The sequence below is a fragment of the Clostridium pasteurianum DSM 525 = ATCC 6013 genome, from assembly GCF_000807255.1.
Taxonomy (GTDB): domain Bacteria; phylum Bacillota; class Clostridia; order Clostridiales; family Clostridiaceae; genus Clostridium_I; species Clostridium_I pasteurianum.
In genome coordinates this window covers 1,202,487-1,224,146 of record NZ_CP009268.1, presented here as the reverse complement: position 1 = coordinate 1,224,146, position 21,660 = coordinate 1,202,487, and the positions used below count along the sequence as shown (strand labels likewise).

The following is a 21,660-nucleotide window of genomic DNA, read 5'->3' as shown; positions in this document are numbered from 1 at the left end:
AAATTTATAAGCTGATACTCAGTATATAAAAATATTATATACTACACAACTCTTTATATTATAAACTGTAAATAAAAATTTAGAAACTACCTAAGAACTAACATATTAATTCTTAGGTAGTTTTATATAAAACTTTATGACTATTATTTTATATTGCCAATTTTATTCATCATGCCCAGACACTTTCCAGTCCCCATAACAACACATTCAAGCGGAGATTCTGCAATATGTACCTCTATATGTATTTCCTTGAATATAAGTTTATCCAGATTTTTCAAAAGAGCTCCACCACCAGAAAGTACTATACCGTTGTCCATTATATCTGCTGCAAGCTCTGGTTCAGTTTTTTCAAGAGTAGTCTTAATAGCATCGATCATTAAAGCCACCTTATCTTTCAAAGCATTTCTTATTCCAGTTTCCGTGATAGTAACAATTTTGGGGAGCCCCGTGGTTAAGTCCCTTCCCTTTACTATAATCTTCTTTTCTTCTTCATTGTCATCTTTATAAGCAGAACCAATTTTTATTTTAATGTCTTCAGCTGTTCTTTCTCCTATCATTAAATTAAATTCTTTTCTCACATATTTAATTATTTTTTCATCCAATGCATCTCCTGCAACTCTCAAAGTTTTACTTGTAACAATCCCTCCAAGAGAAACTACAGCTACCTCTGTGGTGCCTCCTCCTATATCCACAATCATTCTTCCAACAGGTTCATCCACAGGCAATCCTGCTCCTATAGCAGCAACCACAGGGCCCTCAATCAACATAACTTTACGTGCTCCTGCTTGAATTATAGTCTCATTTATTGCTCTCTTTTCAACTTCAGTAATCCCTGAAGGATGGCAAATTACAATTCTAGAACTTATAAAATTACCTTTACCAATAACTTTCTCAATGAACTTTTTCAACATTTGTTGTGCCAAATCAAAGTCACCTATCACACCATTCTTTAATGGTTTTACAGTTATAATACCTTTAGGAGTCCTACCTATCATTTCTTTGGCCTCTAAACCTACAGCTAAGACTTTTTTATTCATAACATCTACACTTACCACTGAAGGTTCTCTTAATAATATACCTTTTTCTTTCATATACAATAGGGTATTGGATGTGCCTAAATCTATTCCTATATCTTTAGACATTACAAAAAATTTCATAAAAGTTTCCCCTTTCAAATTTTACAACATGTCTTTATTCAAACATTTGAAAATTTATCCGATAACAGTCTCTCATTTCCAAATAATCCCTCCACACTTAGTAAGAACAAAATCTCCTATTTATTTAAGTAAAATTCATTAATATTTTTTATAAAGTCATTTTCTAGATAAAGTTCACTTGGCACTAGTATATATTTCATTAGCAGATTTTTCAATATGAAAATAATTCCTCAGAATTAATTATATTACTTAAAAGTACTAATTTTGTATTTTAACTACAATTATACTCTAAATAGCTGATTCTAACATATTGCACAATGATCAAATGAAAGGTAAATTTATAAAAAAATAAACTTAGTGAAATTTATCTTTCCACTAAGTTTATTTTTATTATATTTCTTTATTTGGAATTTTTATAAATCTCAGTTCTTGTTTAAATTTTATAAGACCTACAATACTTCCAAATTCAACTCCATTATCTCCTGAAAAAGTAGGAACACCTTTATCGTAATAGATATCATCAAACTCAGTTATTTCATACTTTTTATATTGGTAATCCTTAAATTTTTCAATTGCATGTTCCCTATCTTCCTCATGGACAAAATAATATTGTATTTTTCCTCCTATAGAATTCTTCTCATTTACCTCTAAAACATACAGTACTTTTATATCATGCTTATCTAAGTAATCTGTTAAACTTTTTAATTTCTCTTTATAAATTTGTTCCAGTTCCTTTTCCATTTTTATCATCCTCCTGTTTACATTAAAACTTATCCATTGAAGTAAGTTCTTAATTCAGGTGGGGATTCTTTTACCCCATCTGAATTTTAGAACTACGAATGCATGGCTTACTTGGCGTTGAACTCTTACTTGAAGAAGTGGGAGACTTACGACAAGTTAGTCAGGTTAAATTATATAATCTTATAATACACTAATATTTAATTTATTACACCTTATTTTTCACATTTACAGCTATATTAAAAAATATATTTATTTTTGTAGATAAATATATTTTCTTGACATAAATATATTATAAATTTAATATATAAATCAGCAGATAAAAAGGAGGAAATGTTTTGTGTAAAAAAAATAAAATCAGAATAATTCTATGTTTTATAATATATGAAATTGCCTTTATTTTAATAACTTCACCTTTCTATATTTATAGAGGACCTTTTAACACTCTAAAAAAAATCACAGTTGCTACCATAATGGCTACAAGGCATCAATATTTTGTCACTTCATTTTTATCTCAAGATGAAATTAACAATATACTAAATAGCAGTGATACAAACAATACCCAAAACCAATCCATTGACGTTATGCAAACTGTAAAAAATCAAGATAATAAAATTGCTTGTTATGGAGTTAGTTCTGACTCTGGAAGATACACAGGATACTTACTTTCAATACCTTCTAAATATAAAATAAAAGTGGCTTGGACCAAAAATTTAGGCAAAGAGGGTCAACGAACCAGTGAGATGGCAAAAGATCATAATGCTCTAGCTGCAATAAATGGAGGAGCTTTTACAGATAATAAATCTGAAACTTATGGCGGATCAGCTGCCCTTCCAGGTGGTTTTGTAATATCCAATGGTAACCTGATATATCCCTATAGTAATGCTGACTTAAATAAAAAAGAAAGTGTAACTGCTTTTACAAAATCCGGTAAACTTATTGTTGGTAACCATAGTATAAATGATTTAAAAAATATGAATGTTTCAGAAGCGGTTTGTTTCATACCACCTGCTTTAGTTGTGAATGGTAAGGGACAGATATCTGACGGTATGTCTACAGGTCTTAATCCTCGTACTGCAGTAGGACAAACTGCTGACGGCACAGTTTTATTTTTAGTATTAGATGGAAGAAAAAACCTTATTAATGCAGGAGCCAGTCTAAAAGATGTTCAAGATTTAATGTTAAAATATGGTGCTGTCAATGCAACAAGTCTTGATGGAGGCTTTTCTTCCACTATGTACTATAATGGCAAAGTAATAAATGACACTCGCAGCTGGAATGGTGAAAGATATGTTGCCACTTCCTTATATGTAGAACCTTAGAGGAGATTAGTAACATGAAAATAATAAAAAGCATAATTATCTGGAGTATAATTGCTGTAATACTTCAAAGTGCAGTTTTTTTTACTGCGGATAAATATTATAAAAACTCTTTAATGAATACAAAAACCACAGAAGTAAAAATTGAAGACAAAAGTACTAATACTAAAAATATAGATATTAATATACCATCATCTGCAACTAAAGTGGAGTCTTCCTTTGATGGTGAATATTTATCCTATTATGAAAATAATATATTAAATGTAATTAATACAAGTAATGGTAAAAAAGAGATAGTGCCTGCTGAAAAAAACAATAGACAAATATATAGCAAATGGCTTCCCGATATAAATATAATAATTTTATGTGAAAAGTCTATTGAAAATCCTACAGAGGTAAGTATCTACACCTATAATGCGGAAAATAATAGTAAAAAAAGTCCAACAGATTCTGCTAATGTAAATATAAAATTTCATTTAAGCAGTTCCAAAGATAAAATATCTGATATAGAATTTTCTACAGCTATGAACACTTTTTATATTAAAACTTTAAAAACTAATTGAAACAGCGATATATTTTTCAATGATGTAAATGGCAATATGAATCATTTAATTACATCTACAGAGATTGGTACTATAAAAGCTTTCAAAAATATTCCAGGTCTTATATATGAGAACTTAAGTGATAATGTTATAACCTTTACTAATAATAAAAAAAGTATAGATAATGAAAATTATTGCATACTCAGTACAGATGATAATGAAAATATATATATAGGTGTCCTTAAAGATAGTACAGTGACTAAAATACTATATGGCTCTAGAGAAGCTGATATCTCAAAATGGTATTCAATAGATATTGAAACTCCTGTTAATAAAGATAATATTATAATGAGTAAAGAAAATTTATATATAAAATATCCTGAAAATTCCTATATACTTAATAAACAAAATAATAAGAAAACTATTTATAAAGGCAATTTCCTCGCTATAACCAGTAGTGAAGTATTATCTTTGGAAAATGGCAAGCTTCAAAGAACAAAACTGAACTAAAGTATCTGTATCATAGTGAATATCCGTGCATTGTGATACAGATATTTTACTATTCTTATGCTAAGAATACATAATATATAAATCAATCCTTTCTGTATAATATAGTTATAGATTGTAAAATTATTTTTATTTGTTATTGTTTATTATTTATAGCTATTATTAAAATTATATTATGTTTATAATTTATATTTTTATTATCTAATAATTAGTATTGATAATTTAAGCTAGTGTTAATTCACTGTCATATATTAATTTATAAAACAAATATTGTATTTTAAGAACACTTTTTTCATATAATAATTATACATTTTAAATTATTGTATTGTATTTAATCGGAAAAAAGCATTATAATTGTTATATTGACAATAAAAATTATATTTTAGAAAGGAAATCAAAACCTTATGAGTGAAAATTCTTCACTAACACCACAAGAAGTGGCAGATATTTTAAAAATTGCAAAAACCACTGTATATGAACTTATAAAGCGGGGAGAGCTCAATGCCTATAGAATTGGCAGAAGAGTAAGAGTAGAGCTAAGTGATGTAGAAGATTATAAAAATAGATCAAAAAATCTGAATAATCCTAAGAATAAAATTTCTAATACAAATAATAACACTGGAAATAACATCACAAAAAACATCATTACAGATAATAATTACAATAACAATATTGCAAGCTTATATAATTTAAATGAATTTCAGGAAATAAAAACAAATTACAATCCGCAATCCAGAACAAATACTTTGTTAATTGCCGGTGAAGATATAATTTTAGATACACTATCTCGTTATCTTTCAAAACATCCTAAAGGTTCACGTACTGCACTTTCCTGTGTAAGCAGCTATAGGAGTCTGGTAAATCTCTATGAAGGTGAAGCACAAATTGCCGCCTGTCATCTTTGGGATTCTGAAACAGATGAATACAATATATCCTACGTTAAAAAATTTCTTCCTGGTATTTCCGCCATAATAGTACATCTGGTATCTCGTGTTCAAGGATTTTATGTGCAAAAAGGTAACCCTAAAAAAATTACTGGCTGGGAAGATTTAAAACGAAAGGATATAACCTTTGCCAATAGAGAAAATGGTGCCGGTACAAGGGTACTTCTAGATCAGCACCTAAAACTACTTGGACTTTCCAGTAAAGATTTAAGAGGTTACAATGAAAAATATTTAACCCATGTAGCTGTAGCAAGTATTGTTTCCAGTGGTAAAGCTGACTTTGGTCTTGGAATAGAAAAAACAGCTTATCAAATACCAGATATAGAATTTATACCTTTGCAAAAAGAAAGGTATGAACTCATTCTAAAAAAAGAGTATTTACACAGTATACCTTTTGATGCATTAATAGATATACTTCATTCAGAAAATTTTAAGATGGAATTACAAGGTATTAAAGGGTACAATTTAAGTGAAATTGGAAAGATAACTGAAGTTTAGATCAATTATATTCTTTCAATAATTTTTCCCATATCACTTGTATCATATCCGCCTATATGTTCAAATTCATTCTTAAATGTATCTGAACGAATTATTTTCAATAGAGTTTCCATTTCAGCGGTGTGAAGATCTTCTTTTCTTATAACTAGGTCGTATCTTTCCTTCTGGAGTGGAATAAATTCTATATTATCCACCTGTCTTGCTATTTTTTCACTACCTACTGCTACATCTGCCTTACCACTGCTAACTGCACTGGCAACTGCCAGATGTGACTGAGTTTCATTACCATATCCTCTAATAAAACTTCCATATATCCCAAGAAGTTTTAAATTTTCATCAAGCAATACTCTTGAACCAGCACCCCGTTCTCTGTTAATCATAGTAATATCATCTCTTCCAAAATCCTTCCAATCATAAATACCCTTTGGATTGCCTTTTTGAACATACAATCCTTGAATTCGCCAAGTCAAATGAATGATAACAGTTGGAATTCCAGGAATAAGCCTCTTAACATAGGGAATATTATATGTACCAGTATCAATGTCCAGCAAATGCGCCGATGCTACATTCACCTTATTCTTATAAAGAGATATCAAGCTGTCATAGCTTCCTATATAAGCTCTTAATGCAGGAATACCATGAAGCCTCATATAATTAGAAAGCACATCTAGTATTAAATCCTGCCCACATATAATAAAACCCTCATTTTTCTTATTACTACCCATAAGATTAAAATCTTCACTAGCAGAAGCTGCTGCAATAGGCTGATTATTTCGTGAACGAGCAATATACTCTTTTACGTCTTTTTCCATAAAGCGCACTTTTCTACCTACTTTATAAGAATTTATTTCTCCCTTTTTTATCAAATCGTATATTTTACTTTTACTAACATGAAGCATATCTGCAACTTCCTGAGTAGATAAAGCATTTCTCTCTTCCATGTAAACCTGATTTCTAAATATTAGACAAACATACGTATCTAATATTTTCATTCTATCAACTAATAGAATGGTAGTATCACAGAATTCAACTACTAAGGTTAATACTGACCTATTAAAATTCCACAATGCCTTTATAATTTAACGATTTCCAATATCCTTATAAAGTTCAGTAGAATTGCTAGTGTTACTCAGCCCCTAAAATATATCTATCCACACAAGGCTTTCCTACTAGGTGTTCTTGTGGAAAATTCAATCTATTTTAAAGTTAATACTAACTTACTAATTTTTTTCTGTTTACTATCCAAAAATCAGGATTTTTCACCTCATCTTTCTTTTTAATATTTTTATCTGCCATTGACCACTTTTTCCATTCATTATAGTAATTAAATTTATCTTTATATTTTAAATCTACATATTTTTTATATTGATTATATGCACGAAATAATATAATATTATACTTAAAAACTTATTTATGTATATTAATATGTCATTTCATATTATATCACACATTTTTATTCACTACAAGTGTGAATCTATATGAATTTATATATAAAAAATTAAATAGGAGGAGCAAATGATGAACATTTTTTATCTATTTCTAACATTGTTTATTGGAAGTATTTTTGGACTTGCTGCAGTTAAAATTAAAATTCCAGGTGGCCTTCTGGCCGGTGCTATTGTAGGAGCTGCTATACTGAACATTTTTTTTGGAACTACATATGTACCTAACGAGACTAAATTATTTGTACAAATAGTTGCTGGAGCATTTATTGGATGTATTATGGAGAAAAGTGATGTAAAAAGAATTCCTATAATAGCTAAGCCTGCTGCTATTATGCTGATTAGTTTTCTTATACTAAATCTTTCGGCAGGTTTACTTATATACTTGGTAAGTCCCTTAGATCTTTTAACTTCACTTATGTCTGTTGTTCCCGGAGGCATCAGCGATACACCAATTATAGCAGCCGCTATGGGAGCTGATGCACCAAAGGTAGCTGTACTGCAAATAGTAAGACAAGTGTTAGGGATAGGTGTATTCCCTTCATTAATACTTGCCTATGATAGAAGTAAAAAGTCTACTGAAAAGTATAAAAAAAGAGAAGCTAATACTGAAAAACGTAAAAAATCTAAAACAAAATCTTGGCAATCTTTTGCTTGCACCTTCATAGTTGCTGCAATAGCAGGAATACTTGGTAGTATGACAAAGATTCCATCTGCTTCCTTTTCATTTCCCATTATTGCAGTACTTATTCTAAAACTAGTTTTTGATTTTGCTTACATACCACGCTGGGCAAAAAAATGTGCTCAAGTTCTAAGCGGCTGTTATCTTGGAAGTAATATAGTATTGCAGGATTTACTAGAGCTGAGATATCTTTTTATTCCACTGCTAATCATTATTATTGCCTATATGATAAACTGCTTCTTTACAGGCATAATAATCAGAAAAACCTGTGGATTTACAAGAAAAGAGTCCATGCTCATAACAACTCCTGCTGGTGCTTCTGATATGGCACTGATTTCCTCTGATATGGGTGTTGAAAATACAGATGTGATAATAATGCAAGTACTGCGGGCAGTTATTGTAATGACTTTCTTTCCACAGATTATACATATTGTAGTATATTTTATTGGTAAATAACAATTAAGCATAATACAAATAGATTTAGGAGGAAATACTTATGGGAACTAAAATAGCAATTAATGGATTTGGTCGTATAGGACGTCTTACATTTAGGCAGATATTCGATTCACATGAATTGGAAGTAACTGCAATCAATGATATAACTGATACAGATATGCTCTCTTATCTATTAAAATATGATACAACACAAGGTACATATCGTTATGCAAATTGCATTGAAGCCGGCAGTAACTACATAACGGTTAATAAAAAGAAAATAAACGTCTATAACGAAACTGATGCTGTAAACCTTCCATGGAAACAGCTTGGTATAGATGTTGTAATTGATTGTTCAGGTGCATACCTTTCAAAGGAAAAGGCACAGAGACACATAAAGGCAGGTGCCAAGATAGTACTGCTTTCAGCTCCTGCAGGGTCTGACATTCCTACCGTGGTGTACGGTGTAAACCACAACATCTTATTACCAGTGAGCAATATAATATCAGCCGCATCCTGTTCCACAAATGCACTTGCTCCTGTTGTGAAGACCTTGAATGCTTATGCACCTATTCAAAGTGGCATTATGACTGTAGTTCATGGCTTTACAGGCACTCAAATGTTGGTGGACGGACCACAAAGAAGAGGCAATTACAGACGTTCACGTGCGGCATCCTCAAACATTGTACCCACAACAGCAGAAGCTGCAAAGGCAGTGGGTATTGTAATCCCTGATTTAAGAGGCAAACTTATGGGCTCTGCAGTAAGAGTACCTGTACCCATAGGTTGTTACATAACCTTTACTGCAGTTGTATGTGGAAAGGATATTTCAGCAGACAATATTAATAAGACCATGAAAGGTGCATCATCAGAATTTTTCGGATATACTGAAGAAGAATATGTATCCTCTGATATTATTGGAAATACTTATGCCTCCATATTTGATGCCACCCAAACTCTGGTGATCCAAAGCCACCCAGATGAATATCAGGTTAGAGTATCAGCCTGGTTTGATAACGAAAACTCTTTTGTAAGCCAGATGGTGAGGATACTTAAGTATGCAGTTAGTCTAAAATCAGCCAATTAATCTTATAATTATTACCAAAAATGCGCAAGCAGTGGAATGTTATTTTATCCACTGCTTCTTGTTATATAAATAATTAACCTTCTCCATAGTCTTCTACAAAATATAAAAATCCAATTTTTTTAACTTTATAATTGGATATTACATCTCCTGTTACCCTGTCATATATGTGATAGCCAACCATAGTGTAAATCATAGAATTTCCTCTATGAAGAACATCCTTGTCCATATTATATTGGCCTTTATTAACCTGTATAGTTCCTTTAAATGCTCCAATTGGATATCCATTTATAAATATATGTGCCCTAATAGACATTGAAGGAGTGGTATGACTTATTATAAACCCTCCAATAATTATTAAAAAAAATGATACTATTATAATAGCTGTTCTGGAAAATTTCATTTTTTCTCCTTAATAATTTATACTTTATAGATGTTATTAAAACAGATTATCGTTGATAATTTATACAATTTAATTCATAAGAATTCTTATCATTTTATCTTTATTATTAATAAAACTTTTCATTATCTGATAATTCTCTGTGTATTCATATTTAACTTCATTTATTGTATCTTTTATTTCATATATAACAGCATCCGGATATGCCATTATAATTGGAGAATGAGTTACAATAATAAACTGAGATTTTTTATTTACCAGTTCATGAATTCTTGCTAACATGGACATCTGCCTTGATGGAGACAGTGCCGCTTCAGGCTCATCTAAAATATATAGTCCATTTCCAGAGAATCTATTCATGAACAATGAAAAAAAAGATTCTCCATGGGATTGCTTGTGTAATGACTTTCCACCATAATAATTCACAAGTCCTGGAATATCTCTATCAAGTTCATCAACATTGGTTGCAAGATTATAAAAACTTTCTGCTCTTAAAAAAAATCCATCCTTAGGCTTTCTTACTCCTTTTATTAATTTTATATAATTATGTAACTCTGAATGAGTATCCATAGATGAAAAGTTAAAGTTAATTGTTCCACCTTCAGGATTAAAACCATAGGCAACCGCAATTGATTCTAAAATTGTAGATTTACCTGAACCATTTTCTCCTACTATATAAGTAATCTTTGGATGGAATTTAAGACTATATAAATTTTTTATTGCATATAAACAATAAGGATACTTATCAAAGGATTCTATATCTTTTCTTTTCAGTTCCATGCTTCTCAAGTATTGGTTACATTCCAATAAATCCATAGACATACCTCCATATTGGTGACATTATGAAATTATCATCCAGTATTTTTTTCTTTCTCCTAGGCAATTTATCACATCCCGCAAACTTACATTTCACTATTATCTTTAATTATGTTCATCCTTTTTTTACTACCAATCCTGAAAATTGTAGTTAATAAATTACACTAGAAAGCTTAGTACTATTTTCTTTTGCACTAAATTTATTATTTTAATACATTTAAGTTAAATTAGAAGCTGAAATAAATGCTCTTCTTAAAAATTCTTCTGCTGACATATTTCTGTATTTCTCGTGTGTTCCTTGCTCAATTTCAAGAGAAATAGCTCCACTATAATGTGTATTATCAATTTGATTCTTAATTTTCTTCCATTCAATATTTCCATCATAAGGCAGCATATGTAAATCCTCTATTTCGTCATTGTCATGTAAATGCAGTGCAAACAGCTTATCTCCTTAATCCTTTAAAAAATCTCTTTCTGGAGTAAAACAATTATTATGTCCACTATCATAACAAAATCCGAGTTTAGGTGAGGATATTTCTTCAAAAATATAATCAATATATTCTGGCTTTCTTAAGTTTTCAAGTGCAATATTAACATTTAAGTTTTCAACTGTATCTACAATTCTCTTTATACGATTTAATCCAGTTTTACAAATTGAAGGAGGGTTGTCCCCTCTAGTTAAATGCATAACAACTGTTGGTATTTGAAAGTTATCACACTGTCTGATACTATTAATGATCATCTTTTCATAATGATCACCATTTATATTATCAATCCATAAATCATTTATACCACTAAAAGGCAAATGTATGTTCTCTATAAATAGATCATTTTTTAATACTAATTCCGGTTGCTTTTCTTTTGCTCCATCTGTATCAATATTTTCATCACTCCACCATAGAAGTACTCCATCAAAACCTGCTTGTTTAATTAATTTAAACCTTTCATTCATATTAATTAGATATCCGAACCATGAAAATATGCATGTTTTTCTCATCCTATTCACTCCTAGTCAATAAATGTTATATTCCACATAGTTATTATGGTAACATAAGATATTGATTATAAAAGCTATAAATATAATTTAATAATCTGTTACTGTTATGTCAAGCTTCCCAGTAATTCACTCAATATCATAAAACGTTTTTTTAATCTATTGTGATCTTTAATATTTTACTGTAAATGCTCTATATTATTAGATATAGTTATCTTCCAACCATCTACCGTATATTCAATTGCATGTATACCTGTAGTTGTCAATTTACATAATGGACTACATTTATTAGTCCATTTAATACTCTTTACAATATGATAAATAATATTTATTACTCCACCATGTGTAACAAGCATTACATTGGGACCAATTTCACCATTAAGGATCCTATTACAGAGTTTATTGTATGACTCTTTAATCCTGTTATAAAATTCTACAGGACTCTCTCCTCCAGGATATTGTTCATCCATTCTCAATGTATTGAAAAAAAGGTTAGGATATTTCTGAAGTGCTTCACTATTCAGCATACCGGATAATATACCATTATTATTTTCTCTCCACTTTGAAGAGAATTTTGCAGATATATTAAGTTTTTTCTCTATCTCTTGTGTTGTTTCAACAGCATGTCTTAAATCACTGCTAATCAATGTATCAATTTTATATTTTTCCTTATTTTTATATAATAACTTGGATTGATTTATTCCCTCTTCTACTAATCCCAAATCACTCCAGCCACCACGATAATTATCATTGTCTTTACCATGTCTTATCAAATATATAATCATATTCCAACCTCTTACGCTAGTTTGATATTTACTAATAGTATTTCTTCATTTACTATTTTACAAAATAACCATTCTTTTTTCTATACGGGTAGGCTTCTAATCTTTGATTTAATTTAATTCATTAGAAAAATCCGAATCAAACCTCAGTGTCATTTTAATAATGTAAAAATTATACAATTATATTTTCCAAATAATTTCGAGCTTGCCTCATAGATTGCACAGCTATGTTTGGATTGTTCCTATCAATATGGTATATTACATTCTAAAGTAATTGCATGAAGATTATCTAAATAAAGATTATTAAAAAAGCCTTTAAAATTCAGGTCACCTTCTCCAATGTATAAATGTGTTTTACCATACTTGAAATCACTTAAATGTATACTTTTCACGCAATCTTTCAATATATCGGCAGCTTGTACTATATCAATTCCAGCTTCAGCGTAATGTGTAGTATCAATATTTACAAATATCTCATTTTCTTTGGAAAAATCAATCATATCTGTAGGATTAATTAGTGCTACCTGATAACCATCAAAACAGGACATATTTTCAATACAAATTAGAGCTTTGCCTTTAAGTTCTTGTAAATCTGCTCCTGCTTTTTCCTTGTACTTTTCCCACCAACCTATATCATCAGTCTTTTTGTGTGGTGTATGGAATACAACGCAAGGAATATCATCTACTCCATACTCTAAATACTCGTATGTATCAAATGAAATCATAGAATCATTGTCGCTATAAACAACTCCACCAATATCATGAAGTGAGCTTATTTTAAGGCCACTTTCTTTAATCATTTTCAATACTTCTCGTGGTTTTAAATTCTTTAGATGCTGCCCAGCTTCCCAGTTATCTCCACCCTTCCAGTAAATATCAAGTTCAATATACTCAAATCCAGCCTTTTTAATAATTTCAAGAGTTTCTTTGAATGGCACATGATAAAATGTTGCTGTAGCAATAGATAAATTCATTTATTCACTTCCTTTAAATATAATTTTCTTATTGTTAAATAGTTTTTAATTCAATTTAATAATTATTAAAAGTTGAATCGCACTTATTTACCATTATTACATTAGTATAATAGTCATACTTAATTCAAACTAATAGATATTATAAATTACTGCAACTACAGAGTTTTGATTATTTTCTTCGTATTAAAATACCTTTCGGATTAACCCCTTGGTTTTGGACAAAACCTAATAAATTCTTCGATTTTCTTAGAATTAGACCCTTATTTCAATGCCAGTTAGATTCTCTCCAAAATGAAGGGTATAAAATTCATTTGGTGACATAAAACCTAAGCTTGAATGCATTCTCCTATTGTTATATCTTATCATGAATTCGTTTACTGACTCATATGCGTCTGCATAAGTTTGAAATTCATTAATTTTTAAACATTCATCCTCAAGGATTCGATGAAATGATTCTACATGAGCATTTTTATTTGGTGTTTTTACTGGTATTCTCTCATGTTCCACTTTAACTTTCTCACAGCACTCACTGAATTTATAGCTTACAAACTGAGGTCCGTTATCTGTTCTTATTACAGGTTTCTTAGCTCCATCTTCAAATAGATTTCTTCTCATTAAACATTTTCTTAATAATGCTGCCGCATCTTTAGCTTCACAGTGATATCCCATGTGGTAGTCAATAATACTTCTATCAAAAATATCAATTAGATTTAGCAGATAGAAAAATTTATCTTGACCTTGAATATAACCATATTTTATATCCATTTCCCAAAGCTGATTTGAACCTGTTACAATTCTGTTAGCTGCAATGGTTCTCTTTACTTTAGGTTTAATAACTCTTTGTTCTTTAAGTACATTGAGCTCCTTGCAAAGCCTATAAACTTTCTTAGGATTAATTATAAGATTGTAATATTTTCTTAGATGATAAGTTATTTTTCTATATCCATAATTAATGGCATCACCATCAATTGACTCTATAATAAACTCTTTAATAAGCTCATCACATATCTTTTTATTCTCTTTATTTAGGCTATATCCCCTAGGCTTACCGCCCTTAGATTTAGCTTTTTCTTTACCTTCAGCACTTAAGTTATAGTAATAAGTTGACCTAGAAATCTTAACTGTTTTCAGTACAAAAACTGCATTATATCCTTGAGTTATATATTTTTTAGCTATTTCTACTTTATCTTTAATTGAGGGTTTGCTTTTTTTATTAAATCTTCAAGAATTGCTATTTTTAAATCTTTTTCTCCTAATAACTTTTTAGAATTCCTTAAAGGTTTTACAAAGAAAGATTGGTCATATTTAACAAAAAAGGTAATTTAATTTTAACAGACAAAAAATTCATTCTTATTGAAAAAAATTTTAAAAATGTAGAAAAAAGAAGACTGAAACAAGGTATTGAAAAAGTAGCTACAAAATGCTAAAAAGCTTGGATATAAAAAAGATATCTGAACTAACTGAATTAACTACTGAAAATGAATTATTATTTAATTAAAATATTGATTTACCCTTTTCTTTTATTTTTGCAAATATTTTTTATTATATTTGTTAAAAATATAGCTGTTAAGTTTCTATATTTTTATGGAGGAGTGATAAAAAAATGAACAGAAACAAAAAGACTAAAAATGTAAAGCAAAATAAAGCCCTAAACAATATTACTGAAAAAACTATGGATACAGATGCTGCAAAAACAGCTTTTCATAATAGTTCTCCTGCTAAAAACAAGTAGTTATTTTTAACTAAAAGTATACTATTGAAAACTTAAAAAGATGTTTCACAATGTATAAACATACACTGTGAAACATCTCTTAAAATAATGAATCCTATAGATCCATTAAACCATATTCCATTAATATTTCTTCAAGTCTTTCTTGAGTCATTGGCTTTGGTATAACGAATAATTCATTTGCATCTACTTTTCTAGCTAATTCTCTGTATTCTTCAGCCTGTTCACAAGTAGGATCAAATTCAATAACAGTTTGCTTGTTGATTTCTGCCTTTGTAACCATTGGGCTTCTTGGTACGAAATGTATTAACTGACTTCCAAGTTCTTTAGCGAAAGCATCAAGCAATTCATATTCATTTGCAACTTTTCTACTGTTACAGATGATACCACCAAGTCTAACTCCACCACTCTTAGCATATTTTTGGATACCTTTTGATATGTTATTAGCAGCATATAGTGCCATCATTTCTCCACTTGCTACTATGTATATTTCCTGAGCTTTTCCTTCTCTGATTGGCATTGCGAATCCACCACAAACAACGTCTCCAAGTACATCGTAGAATACATAGTCTAAATCGTCTGTATAAGCTCCTAATTGTTCAAGCATATTTATTGAAGTGATTATTCCTCTTCCTGCACATCCAACTCCTGGTTCTGGACCGCCGGATTCAACACATCTGATTCCGCCATAACCTTCTTTTAATATGGAATCTAACTCAACATCTTCTCCTTCTTCTCTTAATGTATCAAGAACGGATTTTTGAGCTAATCCTCCTAATAACAATCTTGTTGAATCTGCTTTAGGATCACATCCTACTACCATTATAGTCTTACCCATTGCATGTAAACCTGATGTTAGGTTTTGTGTTGTAGTTGATTTACCTATTCCACCTTTTCCATAAATAGCTACCTGTCTCATTAAACATTCCTCCTATAAATTAAAAATAAATTAAATTTAAAACTTTACTATGAAATTAATATTTATTTAAATGCTATGTAAATTTGCGTTAATATGAGTATATTATTTTTTAGCAATAAAATCAATATATTTTTTAATTTTCTTTTTAATTATATATTAAATTATTAATGAAATGTAATTTACCTTATTATTTTATCAAATATAAATACGTTTACATTTGATAAAATAAAGATAAATTATTTCTAGAAAATTTTAAATATATTTTTTATATAGACACAAATATAAGTCATTTTTTATAACTAACTTATATCTATGCCTACATAAAAATGTTACCATAATATTTGAATTTTTAACTAGAATATATATCAGAGAATTCCATATTTATCATGTCCAAATTATCGCTTAAATGATTATTATTTTTATAATTATTTTTTAGTATTTTTGAAGGTAATTCCACTTTAAATTTACTTCCCTTGCCAAGCTTACTTTCTACACTTATTTTACCACTATGCATTTCTATAATTGATTTAGCAATATAAAGTCCCATACCGCTGCCCTCTGTATTTCTTGTAAAGGATTTATCAATCTGATTAAATTTATGAAATATAACATCATAATAATTTTTATCAATGCCCATTCCATTATCAGCTACAGATATTTCCACAGTTTTATTTTTATTTACTAATTCCACGTAGATTTCACTCTTGTTATGGGAAAATTTTATAGCATTGGAAATCAAATTTAAAATAGCTCGCGCTAATTCATAGGAATCACAGGCAATAATTTTTTCTTCAACATTTGTATTAAAAACTATGTTTACTCCTTTAAATTTTATATATTTGACTGAATATTTAACTATTTCCTTAATCAGATTTACTATATTTTCATTACATAAGTTTAATTTAAAATTCCCAGCTTCTATCTTAGCTAAGTCCACTATATTATTCACAAATCTTGATAATCTGTAGCAATTTTGCTTTACAGTATACAAATTATTTATTATTTTATTTTTATTTTCATTTAAATTATCCTTATTCAAATATAACTGAAATAATTGAATTGCACTAAATATTACATTCAATGGAGTTCTCAATTCATGAGATATGTTAGCAAAAACTTCCTGCTGTATTCTAAGGCTCTTTTCTACTTTATTGTTTGTTCTAATTTCCTCCGTTACATCCACAGCTATTTGAATAATTTCCAATACCTTTCCATCAATATCGATTAGTGGATAATGTACCATATTCATAAATGTTTCTTCTCCTGATACTACAAATCTTTTACGAATACCAAATTTATCTTTATTTTCTAAGATATTTTTAATATGACTTAAAAGACATTTTTCATCAAAGTTATCATATATATTAGCACATCTTATACCTTTAAGTTTCTCTAAATTTTCTATTTCAGGTTTTAATCTTTTTAATAAAATATATCCCTTATGATTTAAAGTTTTAATTTTAAAATCTGGATAAGATAGTCTAATTACAGGTAAATCAAGATTATTTATCATGGTATTAAAAAAATCATATTGAGTTTGTATTAATTTAATATTTTGTTCCTTTATAATTTTTTCCCGTAACACTTTTTCTGTTATATTTGAGCAGGTTTGAATTATATATTTAACTTTACCTTTAATAGTTATTGGAATCATATTAAAATTCCAATAGCTCTCTTCACTATTGAAAGTGTGTCTAGATTCCTTAATCATTTGAGCTTTACCTGTATCTATTGCTTTTTTTAAAACTTTACTTATATCACTTACTTTATTCTCAATCTCTTTTATATTTTTTCCTATATAATTTTCTTTTTTACTATGGGATAATCTAAAAAAACTTGAAAATCCTTCACTACATTGAAGCATAATTAAATTTTCACTTTCCCATATTGCAAATTCTCCCTGATCTTTTGTCCAAATTTTTTCCATAAAGGATACTTTATCTTCAATGAAAAAGCAATTCTTTTCGTCAAAATAATATTTTTTTCTTTCATCCTTTTCTAATAGACTGAATGAAATATTTACTTTTTTAACTTTGTCTAATTTTGTAACAAAATAATAACTATATTCCTCATTTAAATTTTGATTATAATTAAAACTACTTATTCTAAGAAGATCAATAATTTGCTCAATAGATTTCCCTAATAATTCTTCTTTAGAATATCCTGTAATGTCCATAAAATCATCATTAACTTCCACTGCAATATCATCTTTTGTATACAAAAATGCTTTCTTAGATTTTTTTAAAGTATATTTCATATCCATCCCTCTGTTTTCAAATTAAATAACCTATATTATCCCCATTGTAAATGTAAAATAATTTTGCTTTATATTTTTATAATTAATCTTACGCAGTAAGAATTTGTGTTCTCGCTAATTTTAGGTAAGTTATCCGATACACTGACTATTATCTAAATTTATTCATGTAGTTTTGCAGAAATTAATTATTGTACAATTACATAATTTCAATATTATATATAATTATACTATATTCTACAAATAACATTAGATAAAACGAATTCATTTTTTTGACATATTTTGCAATATACTTAAAACATAAAAACCCTTAATTATGTAATCTAATATTTATTTATATTGAACAATTTTAAGTATTCATCTAGTATTTTTCTCATTTTTATAGTAATATGTATGTGATTAGCCATAATTTTCTAATATCTTTATAGCTTTTTATATAATATGATCTTTAAAATATTCAACTAATTTTTTATCCTACGTGTATTACTTTATTATTAATCTAATTTATCCCTTGTAAATTAGATTATATAAGAGATTCTTATCTTGTATTAACGCTATGCTGCATAAGATAATTGAAGTTATGTATTCACTAATGATTAAATAAAATCAAATTGAAGCAAGTTCTTAATTCAGGTAGGGATTCTTTTACCCCATCTGAATTTTAGAACTGCAAATGCATGGCTTACTTGGCTTTGAGCTTCCACTTGAAGAAAAGCAGAGAACCAAAATCTTCTTTTCGATTTTGTGTGAGGGCTGTACAGAGTGCAAGTAGAGAGCCCAAATTTTAATTTGGTGCGAGGACTGTACAGAGTGCGTTGGAGACTTACGCCAAGTTAGTCATGTTAAAAATTATTTATAATGAAGGGAAGAGATATATGCTAGAAGTATCAAAATTAAGTAAAAACTATGGTAAAACACAAGCAGTAAAAAATGTCAATTTCACAGTAAATGCCGGTGAAGTAGCAGTACTGGCAGGTCCTAATGGTGCTGGTAAATCTACAATCATAAAATCTATCGCAGGTCTTTTAAAATATGAAGGTAAAATAGAAATTTGCGGCTACGATAATAAAAGTATTAAAGGCAAAAGTGCCTTGGGATATATACCTGAACTACCTTCTCTATTTCCTCTATTAACTATAAGCGAACATCTCACACTTATGGCTCACGCTTTTAATATAAAAAATCATGAGAAAAGAGCAGAAGAACTTCTTAAACTATTTGATCTTTGGGATAAAAAAGATAAGTATGGCAGTGATTTATCAAAGGGAATGCAGCAAAAAGCCAGTATCTGCTGTGCATTAATTACTGAACCAAAGGTTCTTCTTGTGGACGAGCCTATGCTTGGTCTTGATCCAAAGGCTATAAGAAATATGAAAGAACTATTGATTAAATTAAAAAATGAAGGAGTTGCAATAGTAGTAAGCACACATCTTCTTGATTCTGTTCAAGAACTTTGGGATAGAATCCTAATAATGAAAAATGGTGAATTTGTGTTGTCTAAAGCAAGAAGTGAATTCAATAATGAATTTAAATCCCTGGAAGAAATATTCTTCGAGTTTACGGAGGAATAGAATATGAAAGCCTTAATCTATTTATTAAAAACCAGTATCATAAATTATCTAAAGAGAATTAAAGAAAAACCACAGAGATCTATTGGAATAATTTTTACATTGATTTGGGTTGGAGTTTTACTTTTACCAAGAAAAAATTCTTCTGAAAATGATATTTCTTTAACAATTTGTGTAAGTATATTTGTAATTTTAACTTTAGTAACTTTTCTATTTTCACTATATAGTGGTACAAAAAAGGTAAAATCAAAATTTAGTATGAGTGATGTAAATCTTATATTTGTATCACCAATAAAACCGCAGACTATAATGCTTTACGGTATAGTAAAAAAAATAGCATTGGAATTTTTCACATCAATCTATATACTGCTTCAGATTACAAATGTTATAAAAAATTTAAAAATAACACCAATGGCACAAATTCTATTTTTTATATCCTATATTATCTTTCAATTAATTTTATGTAATTGTTTAAAATTATTTGTATTTGCCCTATGCAGTAAATATAAAAAAGTGGGTTTTATTATACGCAGCTTTATAAAGTCCTTTATATTGGTATTAGCAGCTCTGATTACTTTTATAGTAGTAAAAGGTGATATAAAAAGCTTTGCAGTAAAGTTTGGAGAAACTTTAACTTATAATTCATTGTTTAAATATATACCACTCTTTGGATGGATGAGAGAAATAGCTCTTCAGACTATCACTGGAGTTAAGTCTTCATACTTTGTATATATAATCTTAATCACAGCTTTAAGTTTACTCTTAATTTATATAACCTATTCTATGAAACTTGACTTTTATGAAGACATGCTAAGTTCGGCAGAATTCAATGAAGATATTAAGAATGTAAAAAACAGTAAAATATCTTCAAATAATAATAAAAAGGGATTTATACTGAGACCCTTTAAATTTAAAAATTCAGAATTAAATCTTAAAGAAAAATATGGAGCAAAAGTTTTACTATTTAAACATATGGATGAGTACTCAAAGAGAAGTTTTATATTTTTTGTAAATACCTATTCACTTATACTTTTATCAATTTCAATAGTTCTAGGTATTTTCGCTAAAAGTATGGACATAAAGATTATATTCATCATTGCTTCAGGTTTATTACTTTTTACTTCTGGATTTGGTGGTAAAATATATAATGAAATATACAATTATTTTATATTTCTTTTACCTGATAGCCCCCAAAAGAAGTTATTTTATGGTATAGCTTCTTCTCTGATAAAAATATTTTCTGATGCTGTAATACTGTTTGTACCTTTTGGAATACTGGGAAGAAAATCAATATTGGAAATATTACTTTGTATAATATGCTATATAGTTTGGGGAGGCATGCTCTCTTACAGCGGACTTTTGACCTTCAGAATTGCCCATGCCTTAGGTTTCACTGGACAATTTGCTACTGCCATACTATTTATGATTTTTCAATTACTACTAGCTATTCCAATGGTATTAATAATACTTATATTTACATTTTTACTTAAAGATTTTGCTGGATATGCTATATACTTTGCATTCTTATTATATGGAGTTGCTGCAGCAGCACTGATTTCCCTGGGCTGTATTGGTATATTTGATCACATGGAATTGGAATAAACTCACTATATATTTCTAAAAAAGCAAATAAAATTTAATAACTAATTATTAAGGAGAGCTGAATTTTAACTCTCCTTTTCTCTATGAAATAAAAGCCTCTGCCAATTTACTGAAACAATATAAATAGTCCTTTACTGCTGAATAATTTAGTAAAATTTAACCAAGCATAAAATTTTAACTAGTCAGTATGATTAATTGACAAAATATTTTCTAAAAGCTATAATTACCAAGGTTGTTTACAATTCATATAATAAAACAACTAGATATACTCCAG

General features: G+C 28.9%; 21 protein-coding genes. 9 read left to right on the top strand and 12 right to left on the bottom strand.

Going from position 1 to position 21,660, the window contains the following annotated elements; all coding sequences use genetic code 11:
• Positions 1-143: 143 nt before the first annotated feature.
• Both mreB and CLPA_RS05475 read right to left on the bottom strand, forming a co-directional pair.
• Positions 144-1,157, bottom strand: coding sequence for a rod shape-determining protein (mreB, locus tag CLPA_RS05480; protein WP_003444412.1), 1,014 nt, complete (start codon positions 1,155-1,157; stop codon positions 144-146).
• A 390-nt stretch (positions 1,158-1,547) separates the two neighbouring features.
• Positions 1,548-1,898, bottom strand: coding sequence for a hypothetical protein (locus tag CLPA_RS05475; RefSeq protein ID WP_003444413.1), 351 nt, complete (start codon positions 1,896-1,898; stop codon positions 1,548-1,550).
• A 335-nt stretch (positions 1,899-2,233) separates the two neighbouring features.
• Here CLPA_RS05475 and CLPA_RS05470 point away from each other — a divergent pair, with 335 nt between their 5' ends.
• The 4 genes from CLPA_RS05470 to CLPA_RS05455 all read left to right on the top strand — a co-directional run bounded on the left by CLPA_RS05470 (position 2,234) and on the right by CLPA_RS05455 (position 5,705).
• Positions 2,234-3,217, top strand: a complete 984-nt coding sequence (locus CLPA_RS05470) for a phosphodiester glycosidase family protein (protein WP_003444415.1) — start codon at positions 2,234-2,236, stop codon at positions 3,215-3,217.
• A 14-nt stretch (positions 3,218-3,231) separates the two neighbouring features.
• Positions 3,232-3,777 (top strand): hypothetical protein, encoded by a 546-nt coding sequence (locus tag CLPA_RS05465; RefSeq protein WP_003444416.1) that lies wholly within the window; start codon positions 3,232-3,234, stop codon positions 3,775-3,777.
• A gap of 36 nt (positions 3,778-3,813) precedes the next feature.
• On the top strand, positions 3,814-4,266 hold the full coding sequence (locus CLPA_RS05460; protein ID WP_003444418.1) for a hypothetical protein: 453 nt from the start codon (positions 3,814-3,816) through the stop codon (positions 4,264-4,266).
• A gap of 401 nt (positions 4,267-4,667) precedes the next feature.
• On the top strand, positions 4,668-5,705 hold the full coding sequence (locus tag CLPA_RS05455; RefSeq protein ID WP_003444422.1) for a substrate-binding domain-containing protein: 1,038 nt from the start codon (positions 4,668-4,670) through the stop codon (positions 5,703-5,705).
• 5 nt (positions 5,706-5,710) lie between these two features.
• Here the strand turns inward: CLPA_RS05455 and CLPA_RS05450 are convergent, their stop codons facing one another.
• The gene (locus tag CLPA_RS05450) at positions 5,711-6,646 is read right to left on the bottom strand and encodes a substrate-binding domain-containing protein (RefSeq protein WP_003444426.1); all 936 of its coding nucleotides are present in this window, start codon (positions 6,644-6,646) and stop codon (positions 5,711-5,713) included.
• Between the two features lie 574 nt (positions 6,647-7,220).
• Here CLPA_RS05450 and CLPA_RS05445 point away from each other — a divergent pair.
• Positions 7,221-8,285, top strand: coding sequence for an AbrB family transcriptional regulator (locus CLPA_RS05445; protein WP_236900385.1), 1,065 nt, complete (start codon positions 7,221-7,223; stop codon positions 8,283-8,285).
• A gap of 40 nt (positions 8,286-8,325) precedes the next feature.
• Positions 8,326-9,351: a type I glyceraldehyde-3-phosphate dehydrogenase gene (locus CLPA_RS05440; RefSeq protein ID WP_003444429.1), complete on the top strand. Its 1,026-nt coding sequence runs from the start codon at positions 8,326-8,328 to the stop codon at positions 9,349-9,351.
• 73 nt (positions 9,352-9,424) lie between these two features.
• Here the strand turns inward: CLPA_RS05440 and CLPA_RS05435 are convergent, their stop codons facing one another.
• The 7 genes from CLPA_RS05435 to CLPA_RS20775 form a co-directional block, all read right to left on the bottom strand.
• Positions 9,425-9,664, bottom strand: coding sequence for a hypothetical protein (locus CLPA_RS05435; protein ID WP_236900384.1), 240 nt, complete (start codon positions 9,662-9,664; stop codon positions 9,425-9,427).
• Positions 9,665-9,820: 156 nt separating this feature from the next.
• Complete coding sequence (locus tag CLPA_RS05430) at positions 9,821-10,564, bottom strand: AAA family ATPase (protein WP_003444433.1); 744 nt, start codon at positions 10,562-10,564, stop codon at positions 9,821-9,823.
• A 217-nt stretch (positions 10,565-10,781) separates the two neighbouring features.
• The gene (locus CLPA_RS21620) at positions 10,782-10,958 is read right to left on the bottom strand and encodes a hypothetical protein (protein WP_003444435.1); all 177 of its coding nucleotides are present in this window, start codon (positions 10,956-10,958) and stop codon (positions 10,782-10,784) included.
• Positions 10,959-11,015: 57 nt separating this feature from the next.
• Positions 11,016-11,561, bottom strand: coding sequence for a sugar phosphate isomerase/epimerase family protein (locus CLPA_RS05425; protein ID WP_003444437.1), 546 nt, complete (start codon positions 11,559-11,561; stop codon positions 11,016-11,018).
• Positions 11,562-11,737: 176 nt separating this feature from the next.
• Positions 11,738-12,343 (bottom strand): histidine phosphatase family protein, encoded by a 606-nt coding sequence (locus tag CLPA_RS05420; RefSeq protein ID WP_003444439.1) that lies wholly within the window; start codon positions 12,341-12,343, stop codon positions 11,738-11,740.
• A gap of 242 nt (positions 12,344-12,585) precedes the next feature.
• Positions 12,586-13,314: a sugar phosphate isomerase/epimerase family protein gene (locus tag CLPA_RS05415; protein ID WP_003444441.1), complete on the bottom strand. Its 729-nt coding sequence runs from the start codon at positions 13,312-13,314 to the stop codon at positions 12,586-12,588.
• A gap of 252 nt (positions 13,315-13,566) precedes the next feature.
• Positions 13,567-14,490, bottom strand: coding sequence for an IS3 family transposase (locus CLPA_RS20775; RefSeq protein ID WP_257786246.1), 924 nt, complete (start codon positions 14,488-14,490; stop codon positions 13,567-13,569).
• Between the two features lie 427 nt (positions 14,491-14,917).
• On the opposite strand from CLPA_RS20775, the gene CLPA_RS21875 reads away from it, so the two are divergent.
• Positions 14,918-15,046: a hypothetical protein gene (locus tag CLPA_RS21875; protein WP_257786232.1), complete on the top strand. Its 129-nt coding sequence runs from the start codon at positions 14,918-14,920 to the stop codon at positions 15,044-15,046.
• A 94-nt stretch (positions 15,047-15,140) separates the two neighbouring features.
• Here the strand turns inward: CLPA_RS21875 and nifH are convergent, their stop codons facing one another.
• Both nifH and CLPA_RS05400 read right to left on the bottom strand, forming a co-directional pair.
• Positions 15,141-15,962: a nitrogenase iron protein gene (gene nifH / locus CLPA_RS05405; RefSeq protein WP_003444445.1), complete on the bottom strand. Its 822-nt coding sequence runs from the start codon at positions 15,960-15,962 to the stop codon at positions 15,141-15,143.
• A 349-nt stretch (positions 15,963-16,311) separates the two neighbouring features.
• Positions 16,312-18,219 (bottom strand): sensor histidine kinase, encoded by a 1,908-nt coding sequence (locus tag CLPA_RS05400; protein ID WP_003444448.1) that lies wholly within the window; start codon positions 18,217-18,219, stop codon positions 16,312-16,314.
• A gap of 872 nt (positions 18,220-19,091) precedes the next feature.
• Here CLPA_RS05400 and CLPA_RS05395 point away from each other — a divergent pair.
• Both CLPA_RS05395 and CLPA_RS05390 read left to right on the top strand, forming a co-directional pair.
• Positions 19,092-19,787, top strand: coding sequence for an ABC transporter ATP-binding protein (locus CLPA_RS05395; protein ID WP_003444451.1), 696 nt, complete (start codon positions 19,092-19,094; stop codon positions 19,785-19,787).
• A 3-nt stretch (positions 19,788-19,790) separates the two neighbouring features.
• Positions 19,791-21,386: a putative ABC exporter domain-containing protein gene (locus CLPA_RS05390; protein ID WP_003444454.1), complete on the top strand. Its 1,596-nt coding sequence runs from the start codon at positions 19,791-19,793 to the stop codon at positions 21,384-21,386.
• The last annotated feature ends 274 nt before the right edge of the window (positions 21,387-21,660 follow it).

Excerpts from the sequence above, each read along its gene's own strand:
- mreB (WP_003444412.1), bottom strand. The coding sequence starts at position 1,157 with ATGAAATTTTTTGTAATGTCTAAAGATATAGGAATAGATTTAGGCACA.
- CLPA_RS05475 (WP_003444413.1), bottom strand. The coding sequence starts at position 1,898 with ATGGAAAAGGAACTGGAACAAATTTATAAAGAGAAATTAAAAAGTTTA.
- CLPA_RS05465 (WP_003444416.1), top strand. The coding sequence starts at position 3,232 with ATGAAAATAATAAAAAGCATAATTATCTGGAGTATAATTGCTGTAATA.
- CLPA_RS05460 (WP_003444418.1), top strand. The coding sequence starts at position 3,814 with ATGAATCATTTAATTACATCTACAGAGATTGGTACTATAAAAGCTTTC.
- CLPA_RS05455 (WP_003444422.1), top strand. The coding sequence starts at position 4,668 with ATGAGTGAAAATTCTTCACTAACACCACAAGAAGTGGCAGATATTTTA.
- CLPA_RS05450 (WP_003444426.1), bottom strand. The coding sequence starts at position 6,646 with ATGGAAGAGAGAAATGCTTTATCTACTCAGGAAGTTGCAGATATGCTT.
- CLPA_RS05445 (WP_236900385.1), top strand. The coding sequence starts at position 7,221 with ATGATGAACATTTTTTATCTATTTCTAACATTGTTTATTGGAAGTATT.
- CLPA_RS05440 (WP_003444429.1), top strand. The coding sequence starts at position 8,326 with ATGGGAACTAAAATAGCAATTAATGGATTTGGTCGTATAGGACGTCTT.
- CLPA_RS05435 (WP_236900384.1), bottom strand. The coding sequence starts at position 9,664 with ATGTCTATTAGGGCACATATATTTATAAATGGATATCCAATTGGAGCA.
- CLPA_RS05430 (WP_003444433.1), bottom strand. The coding sequence starts at position 10,564 with ATGGATTTATTGGAATGTAACCAATACTTGAGAAGCATGGAACTGAAA.
- CLPA_RS21620 (WP_003444435.1), bottom strand. The coding sequence starts at position 10,958 with ATGCTGCCTTATGATGGAAATATTGAATGGAAGAAAATTAAGAATCAA.
- CLPA_RS05425 (WP_003444437.1), bottom strand. The coding sequence starts at position 11,561 with ATGAGAAAAACATGCATATTTTCATGGTTCGGATATCTAATTAATATG.
- CLPA_RS05420 (WP_003444439.1), bottom strand. The coding sequence starts at position 12,343 with ATGATTATATATTTGATAAGACATGGTAAAGACAATGATAATTATCGT.
- CLPA_RS05415 (WP_003444441.1), bottom strand. The coding sequence starts at position 13,314 with ATGAATTTATCTATTGCTACAGCAACATTTTATCATGTGCCATTCAAA.
- CLPA_RS21875 (WP_257786232.1), top strand. The coding sequence starts at position 14,918 with ATGAACAGAAACAAAAAGACTAAAAATGTAAAGCAAAATAAAGCCCTA.
- nifH (WP_003444445.1), bottom strand. The coding sequence starts at position 15,962 with ATGAGACAGGTAGCTATTTATGGAAAAGGTGGAATAGGTAAATCAACT.
- CLPA_RS05400 (WP_003444448.1), bottom strand. The coding sequence starts at position 18,219 with ATGAAATATACTTTAAAAAAATCTAAGAAAGCATTTTTGTATACAAAA.
- CLPA_RS05395 (WP_003444451.1), top strand. The coding sequence starts at position 19,092 with ATGCTAGAAGTATCAAAATTAAGTAAAAACTATGGTAAAACACAAGCA.
- CLPA_RS05390 (WP_003444454.1), top strand. The coding sequence starts at position 19,791 with ATGAAAGCCTTAATCTATTTATTAAAAACCAGTATCATAAATTATCTA.